At 38.5% G+C, this 17,827-nt stretch carries 24 protein-coding genes and 2 riboswitches; of the genes, 13 read left to right on the forward strand and 11 right to left on the reverse strand.

The window, feature by feature from the left end:
* Positions 1-136: 136 nt before the first annotated feature.
* The 5 genes from ABE41_RS14840 (at position 137) to ABE41_RS14860 (ending at position 2,270) form a co-directional block, all read left to right on the forward strand.
* Entirely contained in the window at positions 137-358 is a 222-nt protein-coding gene (locus ABE41_RS14840) for a spore coat associated protein CotJA (protein WP_066291868.1), read from the forward strand.
* A gap of 5 nt (positions 359-363) precedes the next feature.
* On the forward strand, positions 364-627 hold the full coding sequence (locus ABE41_RS14845) for a spore coat protein CotJB (RefSeq protein WP_066291870.1): 264 nt from the start codon (positions 364-366) through the stop codon (positions 625-627).
* Positions 628-651: 24 nt separating this feature from the next.
* A complete protein-coding gene (locus tag ABE41_RS14850) occupies positions 652-1,221 on the forward strand; it encodes a manganese catalase family protein (RefSeq protein WP_066291873.1) in 570 nt (189 codons plus the stop codon).
* A gap of 121 nt (positions 1,222-1,342) precedes the next feature.
* The gene (locus tag ABE41_RS14855) at positions 1,343-1,879 is read left to right on the forward strand and encodes a phosphatase PAP2 family protein (RefSeq protein ID WP_066291876.1); all 537 of its coding nucleotides are present in this window, start codon (positions 1,343-1,345) and stop codon (positions 1,877-1,879) included.
* A 70-nt stretch (positions 1,880-1,949) separates the two neighbouring features.
* Positions 1,950-2,270, forward strand: a complete 321-nt coding sequence (locus ABE41_RS14860) for a UDP binding domain-containing protein (RefSeq protein WP_083207821.1) — start codon at positions 1,950-1,952, stop codon at positions 2,268-2,270.
* A 281-nt stretch (positions 2,271-2,551) separates the two neighbouring features.
* Here ABE41_RS14860 and metK read toward each other — a convergent pair whose 3' ends face one another.
* Entirely contained in the window at positions 2,552-3,757 is a 1,206-nt protein-coding gene (gene metK, locus ABE41_RS14865; RefSeq protein WP_066291881.1) for a methionine adenosyltransferase, read from the reverse strand.
* A gap of 161 nt (positions 3,758-3,918) precedes the next feature.
* A riboswitch (SAM riboswitch) is annotated at positions 3,919-4,048 on the reverse strand.
* A gap of 261 nt (positions 4,049-4,309) precedes the next feature.
* On the opposite strand from metK, the gene pckA reads away from it, so the two are divergent.
* The 3 genes from pckA to ABE41_RS14880 all read left to right on the forward strand — a co-directional run bounded on the left by pckA (position 4,310) and on the right by ABE41_RS14880 (position 7,881).
* Positions 4,310-5,893, forward strand: a complete 1,584-nt coding sequence (pckA, locus tag ABE41_RS14870; RefSeq protein WP_066294891.1) for a phosphoenolpyruvate carboxykinase (ATP) — start codon at positions 4,310-4,312, stop codon at positions 5,891-5,893.
* A 133-nt stretch (positions 5,894-6,026) separates the two neighbouring features.
* Positions 6,027-7,313, forward strand: coding sequence for an MFS transporter (locus ABE41_RS14875; RefSeq protein WP_066291883.1), 1,287 nt, complete (start codon positions 6,027-6,029; stop codon positions 7,311-7,313).
* The gene (locus ABE41_RS14880; RefSeq protein ID WP_066291884.1) at positions 7,267-7,881 is read left to right on the forward strand and encodes a TetR/AcrR family transcriptional regulator; all 615 of its coding nucleotides are present in this window, start codon (positions 7,267-7,269) and stop codon (positions 7,879-7,881) included. The genes ABE41_RS14875 and ABE41_RS14880 overlap by 47 nt, the downstream gene beginning before the upstream one ends.
* Before the next feature lie 12 nt (positions 7,882-7,893).
* Here the strand turns inward: ABE41_RS14880 and ABE41_RS14885 are convergent, their stop codons facing one another.
* Positions 7,894-8,691, reverse strand: a complete 798-nt coding sequence (locus tag ABE41_RS14885) for an alpha/beta hydrolase family protein (protein ID WP_066291886.1) — start codon at positions 8,689-8,691, stop codon at positions 7,894-7,896.
* A 106-nt stretch (positions 8,692-8,797) separates the two neighbouring features.
* On the opposite strand from ABE41_RS14885, the gene ABE41_RS14890 reads away from it, so the two are divergent.
* Genes ABE41_RS14890 through ABE41_RS14900 form a run of 3 tightly spaced genes read left to right on the forward strand, consistent with a single transcriptional unit; the run spans position 8,798 to position 11,384 of the window.
* Positions 8,798-9,802, forward strand: coding sequence for an ABC transporter substrate-binding protein (locus ABE41_RS14890; RefSeq protein WP_066291887.1), 1,005 nt, complete (start codon positions 8,798-8,800; stop codon positions 9,800-9,802).
* An 18-nt stretch (positions 9,803-9,820) separates the two neighbouring features.
* Positions 9,821-10,612, forward strand: coding sequence for an ABC transporter ATP-binding protein (locus tag ABE41_RS14895; RefSeq protein ID WP_066291890.1), 792 nt, complete (start codon positions 9,821-9,823; stop codon positions 10,610-10,612).
* Positions 10,578-11,384, forward strand: coding sequence for an ABC transporter permease (locus ABE41_RS14900; protein WP_066291892.1), 807 nt, complete (start codon positions 10,578-10,580; stop codon positions 11,382-11,384). Before ABE41_RS14895 ends, ABE41_RS14900 begins: the two co-directional genes overlap by 35 nt.
* 7 nt (positions 11,385-11,391) lie before the next feature.
* On the opposite strand, the gene ytkD is transcribed toward ABE41_RS14900, so the two are convergent.
* The 3 genes from ytkD to ABE41_RS14915 form a co-directional block, all read right to left on the reverse strand.
* Complete coding sequence (gene ytkD, locus ABE41_RS14905; protein ID WP_066291893.1) at positions 11,392-11,871, reverse strand: RNA deprotection pyrophosphohydrolase; 480 nt, start codon at positions 11,869-11,871, stop codon at positions 11,392-11,394.
* A gap of 121 nt (positions 11,872-11,992) precedes the next feature.
* Complete coding sequence (locus ABE41_RS14910) at positions 11,993-12,535, reverse strand: hypothetical protein (RefSeq protein WP_066291895.1); 543 nt, start codon at positions 12,533-12,535, stop codon at positions 11,993-11,995.
* A 259-nt stretch (positions 12,536-12,794) separates the two neighbouring features.
* Entirely contained in the window at positions 12,795-13,058 is a 264-nt protein-coding gene (locus ABE41_RS14915; protein WP_066291899.1) for a holin, read from the reverse strand.
* Between the two features lie 220 nt (positions 13,059-13,278).
* Between ABE41_RS14915 and ABE41_RS14920 the strand changes: the two genes are divergently transcribed.
* On the forward strand, positions 13,279-13,491 hold the full coding sequence (locus ABE41_RS14920) for a hypothetical protein (RefSeq protein WP_066291901.1): 213 nt from the start codon (positions 13,279-13,281) through the stop codon (positions 13,489-13,491).
* A 353-nt stretch (positions 13,492-13,844) separates the two neighbouring features.
* On the opposite strand, the gene abbA is transcribed toward ABE41_RS14920, so the two are convergent.
* From abbA to ABE41_RS21085, 4 genes are all read right to left on the reverse strand, one after another.
* Positions 13,845-14,033: an antirepressor AbbA gene (gene abbA / locus ABE41_RS14925; protein ID WP_066291904.1), complete on the reverse strand. Its 189-nt coding sequence runs from the start codon at positions 14,031-14,033 to the stop codon at positions 13,845-13,847.
* Between the two features lie 90 nt (positions 14,034-14,123).
* A complete protein-coding gene (locus ABE41_RS14930; protein ID WP_066291911.1) occupies positions 14,124-14,309 on the reverse strand; it encodes a hypothetical protein in 186 nt (61 codons plus the stop codon).
* Positions 14,310-14,357: 48 nt separating this feature from the next.
* Positions 14,358-14,442: riboswitch (cyclic di-GMP riboswitch) on the reverse strand.
* A 118-nt stretch (positions 14,443-14,560) separates the two neighbouring features.
* Complete coding sequence (locus ABE41_RS14935; protein ID WP_066291913.1) at positions 14,561-14,749, reverse strand: Fur-regulated basic protein FbpA; 189 nt, start codon at positions 14,747-14,749, stop codon at positions 14,561-14,563.
* A 109-nt stretch (positions 14,750-14,858) separates the two neighbouring features.
* Entirely contained in the window at positions 14,859-15,023 is a 165-nt protein-coding gene (locus ABE41_RS21085) for a hypothetical protein (protein WP_156774282.1), read from the reverse strand.
* A gap of 163 nt (positions 15,024-15,186) precedes the next feature.
* On the opposite strand from ABE41_RS21085, the gene ABE41_RS14940 reads away from it, so the two are divergent.
* Entirely contained in the window at positions 15,187-15,762 is a 576-nt protein-coding gene (locus ABE41_RS14940; RefSeq protein WP_066291915.1) for a DNA-3-methyladenine glycosylase, read from the forward strand.
* On the opposite strand, the gene ABE41_RS14945 is transcribed toward ABE41_RS14940, so the two are convergent.
* Together ABE41_RS14945 and ABE41_RS14950 are read right to left on the reverse strand one after the other, a co-directional pair.
* Positions 15,759-16,442 carry a hypothetical protein gene (locus ABE41_RS14945; RefSeq protein WP_066291918.1) on the reverse strand — a complete coding sequence of 228 codons (684 nt, stop codon included), beginning with the start codon at positions 16,440-16,442 and terminating at the stop codon, positions 15,759-15,761. The genes ABE41_RS14940 and ABE41_RS14945 overlap by 4 nt on opposite strands.
* Before the next feature lie 149 nt (positions 16,443-16,591).
* Entirely contained in the window at positions 16,592-17,827 is a 1,236-nt protein-coding gene (locus ABE41_RS14950; RefSeq protein WP_066291920.1) for a dicarboxylate/amino acid:cation symporter, read from the reverse strand.

Raw genomic sequence — 17,827 nt, forward strand, 5'->3', positions numbered from 1 at the left:
TCTACACCTCATCTTCAAATCATGATTTGCCCATTATTTTATCACAATTAATCAAAAATAGAGATTTATTAGTGCTTAAACACCACCCTTAATGAATATCTTTATAAAAGTAAACTTTATGAAGGGATGGTTTTAGATGAATAGAAACACACCTGTAAAATCCTATACTCCTTATCATAGTCCTTTCGATCCTTGTCCGCCTATTGGCAAAAAGTATTATTCCACTCCTCCAAATTTATATATGGGTTTTCAGCCATATGATCTTCCGCAGTTTCCGCCAAAAGAAGCATTGCGAAAAGGTACACTTTGGCCTGCCTTTTACGATTATTATGAAAATCCGTATGAAAAAAGGGGGTAACTGCGATGCAGCAGACATTGCCAGAAGAATTTTATCAATGGATGGAAGAGCTCCAAGCTGTTGATTTTGTACTCGTGGAGCTTACTCTATATTTAGACACTCATCCACAAGATCAAAATGCCGTTCACCAGTTCAACCAATATGCGCAACAAAGAAAAAAAATAAAAAGAGCGATAGAGTCAAAATACGGACCGCTTCAGCAATATGGAAACAGTTATTCCGGAATGCCCTGGAATTGGAGCAGCGGTCCTTGGCCCTGGCAGCTTTAAAAAGGTTAAGGGAGGTTCACGTAAATGTGGGTTTATGAGAAAAAACTGCAATACCCGGTAAAAGTAACATCATGTAATCCAAGACTAGCAAAATATTTAATCGAACAGTACGGCGGATCTGATGGTGAACTTGCTGCTGCACTTCGATACTTAAATCAGCGGTATACAATTCCTGATAAAGTAATCGGTCTATTAACGGATATCGGTACAGAAGAGTTTGCACATCTAGAAATGATCGCAACAATGATCTACAAGCTGACGAAAGATGCAACACCTGATCAAATAAAAGCAGCAGGAATAGAAGATCATTACGTTAACCATGATAGTGCTTTGTTTTATCATAATGCAGCAGGTGTACCTTTTACTGCAAGTTACATAGCAGCAAAAGGGGACCCGATCGCTGACCTTTATGAAGATATAGCTGCAGAGGAAAAGGCCCGGGCTACCTATCAATGGATTATAAACATGTCAGATGACCCCGACTTGAATGATTCTCTTCGTTTCTTAAGAGAAAGAGAGATTATCCACTCCCAGCGTTTCCGGGAAGCTGTTGAAATATTAAAAGAAGAACGAGACCGGAAAATATTTTTCTGATTTTTACCGTCCAGCGTTTTTGGACGGTTTTTTTTATAAATATTTACACTGCCTTCATTTCTCCATAACAATTTTATTTTATGATGAACATATCAAGCTATAAAATAAAGAGGGGATATTAATGGCAAAAGTTATTAATTGGCTTTACGAAAAAGAATGCACATTTTTCCGGCTTATTAATGGACGAATGCACAGAAGTTCCATGGATCGTTTCTTTCATGTGTGGACTCATCTTGGCGGCGCAACTGCTACGATCTCAACAGCTGTTCTTCTTTTATTGCTCCTCCCTGCACATTTAAAATCATGGGGAGCTGTCTGTATGGTTTCACTCATCATCAGTCACATCCCAGTTATGATTTCGAAAAAAATATATCCTCGGAAGCGTCCATACTTGAGCCTTCCCGATACGAATATCGGAGACAATCCGTTGAAAGATCATTCTTTCCCTTCTGGTCACACAACAGCCATTTTTTCTATTGTGACACCTCTTATCCTATTAAACCCGTTTTTGGGCGTGTTTCTGCTTTTCGCAGCTCTCTTGGTAGCTATTTCACGGATGTATCTCGGGCTTCATTACCCTACTGATGTTCTTGCCGGGATTGTTCTCGGCATAAGTTCAAGCTTTGTTTCATTGTTCTTAGTAAAGCTTTTTTCCTAGCTAGCCTAATTTTATGTTGGAATTCCCCGTAAAGACCTGAAACATTATGAAATGGAAAAATCGTTAACTCGTGAACGAGGGAGCTCGAGTGACTGCATTCGATCCGCTCGTTAGAGATTTTCCCGTAGAAGGTGTGCAAATTGCCCATACTTTTGAATCAGCCATTACTGATTCGGAAATTACAGTTATCGTTACTGAATGGGATGATTTTATACAACTTTTGCAAGCAGAAAATATCAGAAGAATGAAGCAGCCTGTTATTTTTGATGGGAGAAACATGTTTACTCTTGAAGAGGTCAGAAATGCTGCTGAACAGCATCCTTTGCATTATGAGTCAATTGGAAGACCACAAGTTAGCAGTTTAGGTGTTAAAAATAAGCTATTTGTATAAAAAGATGCCTGCCATTGAAAAATGGCAGGCTTTTTCATGTTTAAGCTATATCGGGGGAAGATTTAGCGGCAGTTTAGGGTAAATAAAGTCCCTTTTCCCAATACCCCTTTAGGTATAGGAAACGATAATTCCATGGTTAATCACTTTTTTCCCACGTTAAATGGAATAATCCCACGTTATTTTTAAAATAACCACAAGTCGACACATCTCGTCAAACTTCGCAGCTCAAAGACCCAAAAACAAAAACAGACTCCCTTTTAACAAGAGTCTGTTTTATCACATTAAATATTTGCTTGGTTCTTAAGCTCTTCTGCTTTGTCAGTTTTCTCCCATGGAAGATCCACATCTGTACGGCCAAAGTGACCATATGCAGCAGTTTGCTTGTAGATCGGACGGCGAAGATCAAGCATCTTGATGATTCCAGCCGGACGAAGATCGAAATTGTTGCGAACTAATTCTACAAGAACTTCTTCTGATACTTTACCCGTTTCAAAAGTGTTTACAGCAATTGATACAGGCTGAGCCACACCGATCGCGTATGCAAGCTGAACTTCAACTTTATCTGCAAGACCTGAAGCTACGATGTTTTTCGCAACATAACGAGCAGCGTACGCAGCTGAACGGTCAACTTTTGTAGCATCCTTACCAGAGAATGCTCCGCCACCGTGACGTGCATAACCGCCGTAAGTATCAACGATGATCTTACGTCCAGTTAGACCAGCATCACCTTGTGGTCCGCCGATAACGAAACGGCCTGTAGGGTTAATGAAGTATTTTGTGTTCTCATCAATTAACTCAGCAGGAACAACTGGCTTGATCACTTTTTCTTTAATGTCTTTCTGAATTTCTTCAAGTGTGTTCTCTGGGTGGTGCTGGGTAGAAATAACGATTGTATCAATACGTACTGGCTTGTCGTTCTCATCATATTCAACTGTTACTTGAGTTTTTCCATCTGGACGCAAGTAAGGAATTTCTTCAGACTTACGTACTTCAGTAAGACGGCGAGATAATTTATGAGCTAATGAGATTGGAAGAGGCATAAGCTCTTCTGTTTCATTACAAGCAAAACCGAACATTAGACCTTGATCACCTGCACCGATCGCTTCGATCTCAGCATCTGTCATAGAGCCTTCTCTTGCTTCTAGCGCTTGGTCTACACCCATCGCGATATCAGCAGATTGCTCATCGATAGAAGTCAGTACTGCACAAGTTTCAGAATCGAAACCGTATTTTGCACGGTCATATCCTATTTCTTTAATTGTTTCACGTACAACTTTTGGGATATCTACATAAGTAGAAGTTGTGATCTCACCAGCAACAAGTACAAGACCTGTTGTAACAGATGTTTCACATGCTACACGTGCATTAGCATCACTAGCTAAAATTTCATCTAGAATTGCATCTGATATCTGGTCACAAATCTTATCCGGATGACCTTCTGTTACCGACTCAGATGTAAATAAACGACGACTAACTTTTTTGGACAAATTAATATCCTCCCTTAATTGCTTTCAGTATGATACGGTACTTTATTCTTATCTATTTTGTATTGTTTATGTTCTTAACTTGAAAAAGGCATAAAAAAAGCCCTTCCCTGTTTCACATATCATTCACGAGGGAAAAGGTTTAAAATAAAAATGCCTTCATCCTCTTATTGTCCAAGGTTATTTTCACCTTGCAGGTTAGCACCTTTTCATTTTAAGCAGATTATAAACTCCGCTTTCATGTCGGTTGCTGGGTTTCATAGGGCCTGTCCCTCCACCTACTCAGAATAAGAGTAGCCGTTCTCGAAATATAATAGCGCAATGACTTTATGATGTCAATAGAAATCCCTTTAATATCAATAAGAAGAAGCTGAATTTCGCACTTTTTTGATATCGCTTTCAATATGATGGAGATTCCTGGTGTATTTAAGCCTTTTTTTCTGGATTAAGAACTTTTCTGATGCGCTTTCATAAAATAGTATACATTATTTAAATTAATGTGTTATACTAATTTTCGAATATATCACTCTAGGATAAAGGATGGTACTGTCTGATATGAATACTTTGGAATTTACGACAACCTTAAATGAACTTGTGACCCGTGAAACAACTCACCAGAACTTGCCTGTTCCGGTTTTAGTAGAGAAATCATTAACAAGAAAAGAAGGCATTCTTACTTCTACAGGTGCACTTCGAGCAACCACGGGGAAATACACAGGCCGGTCCCCTGAGGATAAATTTATTGTTGAAGATGCATCCGTAAAAAAATCCATTGACTGGGGCAAAGTAAACAAACCATTTTCACCTGAAAACTTTGATAAATTATATAAAAAAGTACTTCAATACTTAGGCACTAAAGAAGAGTTATTCTTATTTAAGGGGTTCGCAGGGGCAGATCAAGAGTACCGTCTTCCTATTCAAGTTATTAACGAATATGCATGGCACAATTTATTTGCACATCAAATGTTTGTGCGTCCAAATGAAACAGAACTTGCTTCACATGAATCTCAATTTACAGTAGTTTCAGCTCCTGGATTCCAAGTAAATCCTGCTGATGATGGAACAAACTCTGAAACGTTTATTATTATTTCTTTTGAAAAACGAATCGTATTAATCGGCGGTACAGAATACGCTGGTGAGATTAAAAAATCAGTATTCTCTGTTATGAATTACTTGCTTCCTGAAAAAGGGATCCTTTCTATGCACTGTTCAGCCAACGTTGGAAACGAAGGTGATGTAGCTCTTTTCTTCGGCTTGTCCGGAACAGGGAAAACAACACTTTCTGCTGATCCTAACCGACGCTTAATCGGAGACGATGAGCACGGATGGGCTAACACTGGAGTATTTAACGTCGAAGGCGGATGCTATGCAAAGACAATCGATCTTTCCAAAGAAAAAGAGCCGCAGATTTGGAATGCCATTCGTTTTGGAAGTGTATTAGAGAATGTAATGATCGATGATGATTCTCGTATTGCGGATTATAAGGATTCCACATTAACTGAAAATACAAGAGCGGCATATCCTGTTGATGCCATTCCAAACATCATTCAGCCAAGTGTGGCAGGTCATCCAAATACAATTATCTTTTTAACAGCTGATGCTTTTGGAGTATTGCCTCCAATCAGTAAATTAACAAAAGAACAAGCGATGTACCATTTCTTATCTGGATATACAAGCAAGCTTGCTGGAACTGAAAGAGGAGTTACCTCACCGCAAGCAACTTTCTCAACATGTTTTGGTGCTCCATTCCTTCCGTTGCCTGCAACTGTTTATGCAGAAATGCTAGGCAAGAAAATCGATCAGCATAATGTTCAAGTATTCCTTGTTAACACAGGCTGGTCTGGCGGTGAATATGGTGTCGGAAGCCGTATGAATTTATCTTACACTCGTGCTATGGTTCAAGCGGCACTTGAGGGTGAACTGACATCTGTTGAAACTGTTGTAGATCCTGTATTCGGACTTCACATTCCAACACATTGCCCTGGTGTCCCTGACCAAGTTCTTCAGCCAAAGAAAACATGGGATAACCCTGAACAGTATGATATAAAAGCAAAAGAACTTGCTGCTAAATTTAATGCTAACTTTGAAAAATTCAAATCCGTTTCTTCTGAAATCACGCAAGCAGGACCACTCGCTTAATCATCTTAAATCAACCCTCCCTTATCCAGCGGGAGGGTTTTTGGTATTTATTAGAAAAAACAGTTGTAAAGTGACATGGATGTCATTTATAATAACGACATGGATGTCACTTTAAAAACTGGGAGCTGATTACATGGAACAATCGGAAAAATTATTAAAAAACAAACCTTATCAATTTTTAATTTCTGCTCAACTGATTTCCAATCTTGGAGACTGGCTGTCAATTCTTGCTGTATTTACGCTTGTGGGACTTAAATGGGAAGCCACACCACTACAAGTTTCGTTAATAATCTTATCTCTTGCCCTCCCAATGACTTTACTAGGACCTGTAGCAGGTGTCTTGGCTGATCGTTGGGAACGCAAATACATTATGATTATTTCTGATACGGCAAGAGGTTTCATTATTTTTGGTCTCGTTTTTGCTAATGAACTTTGGCATGTGTATACTTTATTATTTGGTTTAGGTATTTTTTCGGCTCTCTTTACACCGGCCAAAAACGGAAAGCTAAAAGAAATTGTGCCTGATCACCACATGCAGCAAGCTGCCTCAATCAGTTCCATAATTGAGAGCGGCACGAAAATAATCGGACCTGCAGTAAGCGGCCTTCTTCTTGCACTATGGAATTTCAAGATCATCTTTTTTCTTGATGCAATAACCTTTTTACTATCCGTTCTTCTCCTGCTTAAGATTCCAGCAAACCCTTCACAAATTCTAAATGAAGAACACGAAGAGAATAAGCTAAAGAAGAACTTTATCAAAGAAATGCTTGATGGCCTCTCATTTATTAAGGGTATTCCTGCTATTATGTACGGAACGCTTTTAATGGCTGTTACCATGTTCGTTATTCAGATGTCAGATTCACAGTTCGTTACTCTCTTTAGAGAATTAAAAGAAGTATCACCACGATTAATTGGTACTGTTATGACCGCTTCTGGAGCAGGATTTTTAGTTACTGGAATCATCTTGAGTAAGTTTGAAATTAAAAATGCAATTAAGGCTATGGCAGGAGGAATATTCACACTCGGTTTAGGATTTGGAAGTCTAGCTATCCTTACTGATTATAATCTTTCCAATCCTATGTTTTGGGCACCTTCTATAACATTTTTAGCTTGTGTTGGAGCTGGTTATGTTTTTATTCCCTTTCAGTCCAATGTATTAAAACTAACTCCAGAACACATGACCAGCCGTACATTCGGTACAATCGGAAGCATCATGACGTTTTCCTCTTTAGTCGGTCCTATTGCTGGTGGATTCTTAGCAAATTTATTCGGAGTAATCCCTATCTTTATAGTTACATCTAGTGGATTGTGCTTTATAAGTGTGATAGCTTTTATTTTAAGAGCACAGTCTAAAAGGAAAAAAGGAGAACCATATGTCACCGAAAGTAACGGAGAGCCACAAAGAAGAGCGGAAGCGTAGCATTCTGGAGGCTGCAAAAAAGATATTTATTAAAAAAGGATATGAAGCCTTTGTCATGCAAGATGTAATTGATGCAGTCGATTTAAGCAGGGGCGGTGTTTATTCATACTTTTCTAGTAAGGAAGACTTGTTTTTATCTATATTAGAAGATTCAAATCGGACTTACAGTAAAGAAATTAAAGATATAGCTAAACATCCTTCAATCTGGAATTCATTGGTAAAGGATTTTGAAGATTATAAATCTGCTGATGATACAGAAGATTTGTTTGGAGCTGTACAAATCGAATACTTCTTAATCAATAGACTGCTGCCCGAGAAAAAAATCTACATGAAAGAACGATATGAATTTGCCATTGAACACCTTATGAATTTATTTGATGAAGGCGTAAAAAAAGGTGAATTCAACCCCAAATACCCTTTAGATACAATCGCAAGGTATTTTATAACCTTTAACGATGGGATAAATATAGCCACAATCTTCCTTAATAAAAAAGATTTAAACTTTAACGCTCAAATTGATATCTTCTTGTCTCATTTAGCCAGTATGTTAGGTGTAAAACATCAATAAAAGGAGCTGTTTTCATTCAGCTCCTTTTCCTTGCTCCTTCATCCACTCACATAGCGCATATGTTATTTTTCTGTTTTCTTTTGGCGGGAAGTAATGCGTATATTCGGGATAGATCCAAGTTTCACATGGTTTCCCGAGTTCTCCTAACCTTTTTTCAATCTTAAGTGTGTGCTGTACACTCACATTTTCATCCTTCATTCCGTGGATACACAGTAGAGGGACTTGCAATTCACTACAGTAATACAAGGGCGACCGCCATTCGTATTCTTCAGGATACTTTTCTGGGGTGCCGCCGATTACCCTCTTCATCATCCGCCGCAAGTCTTCTCTTTCCTCATAAGTGACAGCCATATCTGTTACACCGCCCCAAGTAACTACAGATTTGATTTCAGGGTACTTCATGGCAGTAAACAATGCCATCGGTCCGCCTCTGGAAAAGCCAAACACGTGGATTTCATTGTCATCAACTTTTGGAAATTGTTTCAGCACTTCAAATGCAGCAAAGGCATCTGTACGATCCTTACCAGCAAAGTCTTCGTTTCCCTCTCCACCCAAGTTTCCTCTGTAATATGGAGCCATAACTGCAAATCCTTGTGATGCGAATTGAATAATCCTCGCGATACGAACCATGCCAACTGACTTAATACCGCCTCTTAAATAGAGAAATCCCGGAAAAGGGCCTTCTCCCTCAGGCAGAGCAGCCAGACCTTTTATTCTCAATCCGTCATTTAAGTACGTTACAACATACAATCTAATGGTTGGATGTGGGGAAGGAAATCGCTGCCATTCTATGATTTTTGCTCGTTTCATTCCGACACTCCTTATTTATTTAGTGGGTAAACACACATTTTCAGTAATCACATACATTATTACATAAAAGTCATGACTTCATCCCTATTTGTGCAGGAGGATTGCAATGAAACATATAAAAAGGAAATTCACTTTACTGTTTACTTTCCTGCTTGCCTTTTCCTTGCTTCTGGCTGGCTGCAGCACTTCCAGTTCTAAACAAGAAAAAGTCCGTATAGCAGAGGTTACCCGCTCCATCTTTTACGCCCCTCAATATGTAGCCATTGAAAAAGGTTTTTTTGAAGATGAAGGGATTAACGTTGAGTTAACAACAACTTGGGGCGGAGATAAAACGATGACTGCTTTACTGTCAGACGGTGCTGATGTTGCACTTGTAGGTTCAGAAACAACGATTTATGTTCACGCTCAAGAATCTACAGACCCTGTAATCAACTTCGCACAGCTTACGCAAACGGATGGCACTTTTTTAGTGGCACGCAAAAAGCCCGATTTCTTTTCATGGGAACAGTTAAAAGGAAGTACATTCTTAGGCCAGCGTAAAGGCGGTATGCCTCAAATGGCTGGTGAATTTGGCCTTAAGAAACACGGGATCGATCCTAAGAATGATCTGAAAATGATCCAAAACATCGATTTTGCCAATATCGCTAATGCATTTGCTTCTGGTACAGGTGATTACGTTCAATTGTTTGAACCTCAAGCAAGTCTTTTTGAACAAGAAGGTATAGGTCACATCGTTGCTTCCTTTGGGGCAGAATCGGGGAAAATACCTTACACGACTTTCATGGCAAAAGAAAGTTACATGAAAGAAAACAAAGAAACTCTTGAGAAATTCACAAAAGGCTTATACAAAGCTCAGTTATGGGTAGAAAACCATTCAGCTGCTGAAATTGCTGAAGTCATCGCACCATATTTTGAAGATACCCCTGTCGAATTAATTGAAACAGTAGTCGATCGTTATAAGAGCCAGCATAGCTTTGCATTAAATCCGATATTGGATGAAGAAGAGTGGAACAATCTGCAAACCATAATGGAAGAGGCTGGTGAACTTCCTAAAAAGATCGATTATGATGTTCTCGTTGATACAACGTTAGCGAAGAAAGCTATTAAATAAAGTACAGGAGGAATCGTCGTGGCTTTTTTGCAGCTAAAATCAGTAGGTCAAACTTACTTTTCAAAAACATCCGCCACAACGGCCTTAGAAGATATTTCACTTTCAATAAATGAAGGAGAGTTCACTTCCATTCTCGGTCCAAGCGGATGCGGAAAATCCACCTTGCTATCTATTATCGCAGGTCTTCTAATCCCAACCGCTGGATCGGTTATGGTTAACAATCAGCCAGTCAATCAGCCGCATCCAAAGATTGGCTATATGCTTCAGCAAGATTATCTTTTTCCATGGAAGACAATTGAAGATAATATTACGCTTGGCCTAAAGCTCAGAAATCAATATACAGCCGAACACATTCAAGCGGCCTACCGTTTATTAAAAGAAATCGGACTTGAACATACAAAGAGTAAATACCCTTCAGAACTTTCAGGCGGAATGAGGCAAAGGGTAGCACTTGTTCGAACTTTAGCAACCCAGCCTAAGGTGCTTTTACTTGATGAGCCATTCTCAGCTTTAGATTACCAAACAAAACTGAAGCTGGAAGACTTAGTATCTTCTACTCTAAAAGAACACGGTAAAACGGCAATTCTTGTTACCCATGATATTGGAGAAGCAATTGCGATGAGTGATAATGTCATATTGTTATCAAGCAATCCCGGCCGTATTTTCCGCACATTTAAAATTCCAGAAACTCTAAAAAGCCTCCTGCCATTCGAAGCGAGACAGCACCCTGATTTTTCAGCAACATTTCAGCAAATATGGGAGGAGTTGGAGCACATTGAGCAAAACGATCACGAACAAGAAACATCTTGAGTTTCTTTTATCCATAAAAAAAGAAAAACGAAACATCCGGATTGTCCAGCTGCTCATTTTTCTAAGTTTTTTTTCGATGTGGGAAATCTCTTCAAAACAAGGCTGGATCAATCCATTGCTTTTTAGTTCTCCATCTAAAATCTGGTCTCTGTTTCTAGAGAAGGCAAGTGACGGCTCACTTTATATCCATGTTGCATTTACTCTTGGAGAGACTGTTCTTGGGTTTATTCTAGGGACTCTGTTCGGGACCTTATTAGCCGCAATTCTGTGGTGGTCCCCTTTCTTATCAAGAGTATTAGATCCATATCTCGTAGTTCTTAATGCTATGCCGAAAGTTGCCCTAGGTCCTATTCTGATAGTTGCGATCGGGCCTAATTTCGGATCGATCATAGCAATGGGCATTCTCATCTCGGTTATTATCACAACACTTGTCGTGTATACGGCTTTTCAAAACGTTGATGAAAACTATGTTAAAGTTGTCCGTTCGTTTGGCGGAGATAAAAAACAATGTTTTAAAGAGGTTATCCTTCCCGCATGTTTTCCAAGTATTATTTCATCCCTGAAAGTAAACGTCGGATTATCATGGGTGGGTGTTATTGTTGGCGAATTTCTTGTTTCAAAACAAGGATTAGGCTACATGATCATTTACGGATTCCAAGTGTTCAATTTTACACTTGTTTTAATGAGCCTTTTAATCATTGCTTTAATGGCTACGGTAATGTATCAAGGAGTCGAGTACCTGGAGAGCAAACTTATAAAGCACCATTCATAAACTCTGATCAGACCAGGGAATGTTCGAGAGCGTACCTCATGCTTTCTGACAATACCTGGTCTTTCATCATAAAACTAAAGGCTTTGCTGGTTGCTACATCTTCAGGAAGTTGACTCATCAGGACTGGACCATTCGTTTCAAAATAACGATGTTTCAATAAAATTTTATCTACGTTAGCCACATAGATATTTTTTATGATTTTTCCGCCTTTTCCGTCTACGTAATATTGGCCAATGTATTTTAATTCAGAAACTCGACCTCCCGTTTCTTCATAAACCTCTCGGACTGCTGCCTCATCTGCCGTTTCACCTGGCTCTACTTTTCCACCGGGAAACTCTATACCTCGCCTTGGATGTTCGGTTAATAACCATTGGTCTTTAAATTTACAAATACACCACACATGCATTGGAGTATCAGAAAATGGGTGGTCAGAAAACGACAATTGTACGGTGTTGTTATAGAAATCTTTAAATGTAATAATATCCATCGCACTACTCCATCTCGACTATTTCCTCTATTGTAAAGTTCACAACATTTAAAGTCCATTTGTTTTAATCGTTCATTCTGATGTTTGTTCTAATCGTGAAAAAACATGGGTAGCCCCATGCTTAATCCACTGAAGCAAATGTAATGATCCATTTGCCGTCAATATATTCATATCCAAGAGTAATTTCATAGATACCGTAAAGATCAGAACTGTTTTTTTGATAAACGCGGTAAGATGTATCAGAAAGCTGCTTGATATTTACTGGTTCCTCTTCTTCTAACCAAGGAGGCAATTCAGTCGGAATGATATACAAAGAACTTTCCCTTTCTTCAAATAAACCATCTGTATAGTATGCAGCAATATCTTCAGAAACAAAGTTAGTTAAATAAGTTATAAGTTCATCTTTTGTAGAATAGTTTAGTACTTTATAATTATCATCTGTTTCCTGTTTTAAAGCTTCCATGAAAAGGCTTGCATTTTTCTTTGCAAGATCTTCGTTGAATTCAGGAATTTTTTTCTCTCCAGTCTTTTTCTCTTCAGCATTTACTGGCTGTGAGATAGCTTTTTCCTTCGAACTGGAATTCTGGTTAACTTGATCTGGGATGTTAGGGACAAATAGAAAGGACAACATAACAGCAAAACATAGTGCTATAAAAGCCTTCAAGAGATCCACCACCCGTCATTGTTTTCTTACTATAATCTATTCACTGTCTTACAAATTCTAAACATTTGTAATAAGAATCATTTTCAAAAGATTGGAGTACGCTCCTATGACTAGTTGATTGGAGCGCAAGGTGCGAGTCTCCTGTGGCGGGTTCACCGCACGCCCCGTGAAAGCGAGCATCCTGGAGCGGAAAATCAACCACTCCTAATAGCCAACAATGTTTATGATAACAGCTTAAAATAACATCAACTTGAATATCTTAGCATGTTCTTTTTGATTTTTTACTTTTCTTCCCTATTTCATACAATCCAGTTGCTGCCAAGCCTGCTATTCCTCCAGACCATAGCCTTAACTCAACATCCATATTGGTAAAAGGGGAAGCAAGAATTCCAACTATTAAACCAACAAAAAAGCTGCTAATAGGGATATATTTCTTAGGAATCGGGAAAGTACGTTTTAACAGCTCCATAAGTGCAGTAACTAATGGGGCCAGAAGCGATGAAAACATGAGTACCTGCTCCAACCGGACCACCTCCTCTTTTTCACAGCACGTTCTTCCATCCTTTATGTATTTTAAAGATTCAAGCTGCATAACTTAAATCCTGCCTAACTAAAAAATTACTTTTTGTCCTAATCAAAATGCACCTTTTTGCATAAACTGAACTGCCATGATTTTTTTTCGATTATTTTTATTAAATCGGTCCATACTATGGGTAATGAAAGGCAAGACAGGAGTGAGTTATATGGTAAAAGGTGACGATCTTTTTCTTATACGTCTCGAAGCAAATGAAATCTCTTGGTGGGAGTATGCTAGAAATGTTTCCCCAGTTTCAAGACCGCCACAGTATTTAACATATTGGTCTTTCTTGAAAAATAGAGGAAAACTGCCTCGAAGATTAGTAAAAGAAGCTGAGTGGCGGATGGAAGCTAGAAGAAAAGGGTTACTAGATACTTAATAAAGAAAAATGGACGATAAAAGGTTTACAATCTTTGTTGCTCTTGTAAGTGGTTGATTTGCGCTCCAGGTGCTCGCTTTCCGCGGGGCGTGCGGTGAGCCTCCTCGGCGCAAAGCGCCTGCGGGGTCTCACCTGTCCCGCTGATCCCGCAGGACAAGGAAAGCTTCGACAGCGTTAAATCGCACGAAGAAAATGTGATTTTCATTTTCGAGGAGTCTCGCACCTTGCACTCCAATCAACTTGTCAATGAAGAAAAGTAACAAAATATTCAATAGCAACAATGTTTACGAAAACAGTCAAATAAAAAGAGGTTTGACTTCAAAAATTTATTTTGAAGTCAACCTCTTTATTATTTAGCTATGTAATTTTTTTAATAAAACGTTCAATTTTCTCATTTTTGATTCGTAGCCCGGTTTCAGCTCATATTCAAGATCTTTTAATTCAGAATCTACAACCTCATATGCATAACCCTGGCTAAGTAACGCTTCGACTAGTAACTCCTTATCTTCATCAGAGAGATTAAGTCTTTCTTTATATTTCAATGTTAAAGCCCCCTTCCATGTATGCATCAATTATAACGCGGGGCTTTAGAGTATATCCTTACTAAAAATTTGGAAATTTCCAATCTAATGCTAACTCGTGATAACCACCCATGCAATTGCACCTATAATGATCAATACATTAGTAAAATAATCAATAATGCGTGTATCTTTTCTTACCATTGTCGCTGTAAAATACAGAAGCAATCCGAAACAAAATAAAATTGCTAAATAGTAACCGACCACCGACCAAGATAAGAACAAAATTTGATTTTCCATTTACATATCCTCCCTCTTTTACTTCATAAATCGAAGGATAATGATTCGTAAGGTAGCTGGCTGGCATATTATAAGAAATGAAGCCCCTTTAGCTTTGCGTCCCCACTTTTCAGTGAATTTGCCTTTATCAAACGATTTATGGTATTTCTTCTGTTATTTTGTCGTAAAAATAAACCCTTTTCCCTACCCTTAGGGATATTATACCAAAAATAAAGTAAAGAAGTATCTATTTTTTAAATATTTAAAATTATTTAGCTTATATGATCCTCTCTTCCTAAAAGCTGAGCATTTTTCCACTCTGATTCTAATTCTGTTAATGTGAATTCTGTTAAGTGTCTATGATCTTCATAGCCATATAGCCCTTTATGAATAAGATGCTGAATCAAACGCTGTTTTCTTCCTTCTACAGCTCTTCTCAACTGCCCTTTATTATGATTCATTCCTCAATCTCCTTTTTTTTAACCATTTTAACCATCTTAAGGAAGATTCAAGCATTCAGGAAAATAAAAAAGTCCCTTCCATGAGAAAGGAACTTCAAAAGTACTTCGTTTAATGTAAGACAGATTTACTCCATTGTTCATAAACAGAGTTAGGCGCATTCCAGCAAAGCCATGAAACCATTGTTTTTACTCCGTGCTGGCTCACTTCCCAGTATTCCCAGCGTCTTTTGGAGAGATTCTGATAAATTCCTGTTTCATTAACCCAACCATCCACATTAAACGCCTCCTATTTATTTGCTTATAAAAACTTCTTTCTAAACTTATGATTTCCTTTTTTTTACGTTTGCAAAACTCCGACAAAAGGTAACATAATACTACAAATTCTATAAGTTATTCTACTGATATCATGCTCATGTCATACATAATAGGAGAAAAAAATGGATTTATGGAATCTGCCAACATTAGACCTGGCAAAAAAACTTCTTGGTATGGAACTTATTCATAAAAATCGAGATGGTTTAACTTCTGGCATAATTGTCGAAACAGAAGCTTATTTAGGCCCTGAAGACCGGGCAGCCCATTCTTTTGGAAACCGGAGAACCCTAAGAACTGAAGTCATGTACCATGAAGCGGGAACAATTTATACCTATTTCATATATGGCATGCATGTTTGCTTCAATATTGTGTCCGGTCCGGCAGATAAACCCGAAGCGATCTTAATTAGAGCTATTCAGCCTGTCAAAGGAATAGAAATCATGAAAGAAAGGAGAGGCAGGATAAAAAAAGAGGTTCTGCTCACAAATGGTCCTGGCAAGCTTTCAAAAAGTATGGGGTTTTCACTGGAGCATTCTGGTCAAAAAATGAATACGTGCGGAATAAGTATTAAAGAAAAAATTAAAATCGAGCCACATGATATAGCGTCCGGACCAAGGATAGGCATTCAATATGCGGAAGAAGCCGTATATTTCCCCTATCGTTTTTGGATAAAAAACAACCCTTACGTATCGCGTTAATACGTAGGGTTGCTTTCATTGATAGATACAGCCGCATCATCCTGAATTAAGTCAACAGCTGCAGTCCTGTTCGTCTCTTGCATCCAGGCAAGATGGTAATAGGTCTGCTTTTTCATGGAAACATATTTTGATTGCATGATAAAAAGCCATGTAAGTAAGAATAAGACAGTTTTCAAAACACTTTCTCCCGTAAAACTTACAGAATTGATAGGGAGTACATTTGCTGCAATGCTCGAGAATAATCCTGTTAGAAGTGCTGCCAATAAAAATAAAGGCTGATTATTTCTTAGGAATCTCATTCGCTGCTGCAAGTTATTTTGAATAAATAGTCTCTCTTGTAAATTAAACTGTAAGTATCGGCTTTTGGCAGCTTTCGCATTTGCTACTAGCCCTTTAGATCGGTCTGTTTGCCAAAGGGTCTTAATAAAGAGGCTAAATTCAATATCACGGGCAGGCTCCCTGACCATCTTACGGTGAATGAAATTATGCGCCTGATAAAAAGTAATAGCTTTATTTAATAACTCCATGATTACGCAGCCTGTCAGTACAGTTAAAGCAAACACGAACCAAAAAGAATTCATGCCGCTTTCCATTAACTCAACAACGGGATTAATAACGGTTTGCAGCTGCACCCAAATAACTTTTCCAGCAAGTATTATTAATTCAAGCCATTTTTCCAAAAATATCACTCCGAAACATCATTATGTATTTATCTATTTTAACATGAAGTTCCGTTTATGCTTACATTTATTTACTCATTTTTACTAAACTAGGGATTTTGGCATAAACAAAAGCCGCAGGAAATTCCTGCGGCTTTTAATTACTTTTATTAAGCAGTTGCTTCTTCTTTTCTTTCCCCAACATGCTTATCTTCACCTTTGTCAACGATAACTGCACAAGCAGCATCCCCAGTGATATTAACCGCTGTTCTAAGCATATCCAATAGACGGTCTACTCCTAGAATCAATGCGATACCTTCTACTGGCAATCCTACAGAGTTTAATACCATCGCTAACATGATAAGCCCAACTCCAGGAACTCCTGCTGTACCGATACTAGCCAATACTGCAGTTAAGATAACCGTAAGCATAGCACCAATACTTAAGTTCACATCATACACTTGTGCGATAAAGATTGTCGCAACCCCTTGCATAATAGCTGTTCCATCCATATTAATAGTAGCACCGAGTGGCTGAACAAAACCGCTTACAGACTTACGAACTCCAAGGTTTTCTTGTGCTGTTTTCATTGAGATAGGCAGGGTAGCATTAGAACTTGATGTACTGAATGCTACAGACATTGCAGGTGCGAAGCCTTTAAAGAACTTAACAGGATTCATTTTACCTAAGAATGCAACAGATCCACCATAAGTGACAACGGAATGAATCGCTAATGCTGCAATTACGATAGTCATGTAGAGACCCATCGCTTTAACCGCATCCATACCCTGGCTTCCAATTGCTGAAGCAATTAAAGCAAAAGCACCGTATGGAGCGAACTTCATAACAAGGTTAACAAGGTACATCATTATATCATTACCTTGTTCAATTAAATCCATAATACCCTTTGTTTTGCTTCCCAGCATCGTTAAAGCGAATCCTACAAATACTGAGAATGCAATGATTTGAAGCATGTTCCCGTCAGCCATAGCCTGAACAGGGTTAGTAGGAATAATTCCTAACAAAGTATCTGTTACAGCTGGAGCTTCTTGAGCTTCAAATTTAGCTCCTTCGGTTTCAAAGTCACCTACGCCAGGTTTAAAAATGAGTGCTAAAGCCATTGCAATAATGATGGCGATTGTTGTAGTAGCAAGGAAGAAACCGATTGTTTTCGCACCGATACGTCCTAATTTTTTAGGATCACCCAATCCTGCGGTACCTAGTACGATTGAGAAGAACACAATTGGTACAACCAGCATTTTAATAAGGTTTAAGAATAATGTTCCCACTGGTTTCAATACATACTTATCGAGTGTGGCGAAAGCATCTGGCAAGGCTAAGTTAAGAATAAGTCCCGCAACAACCCCAAGTGCCAATGCAATCAAGATTTTTGTTGATAACTTCAT

The sequence above is a fragment of the Fictibacillus arsenicus genome (assembly GCF_001642935.1).
GTDB classification, from domain to species: domain Bacteria; phylum Bacillota; class Bacilli; order Bacillales; family Fictibacillaceae; genus Fictibacillus; species Fictibacillus arsenicus_B.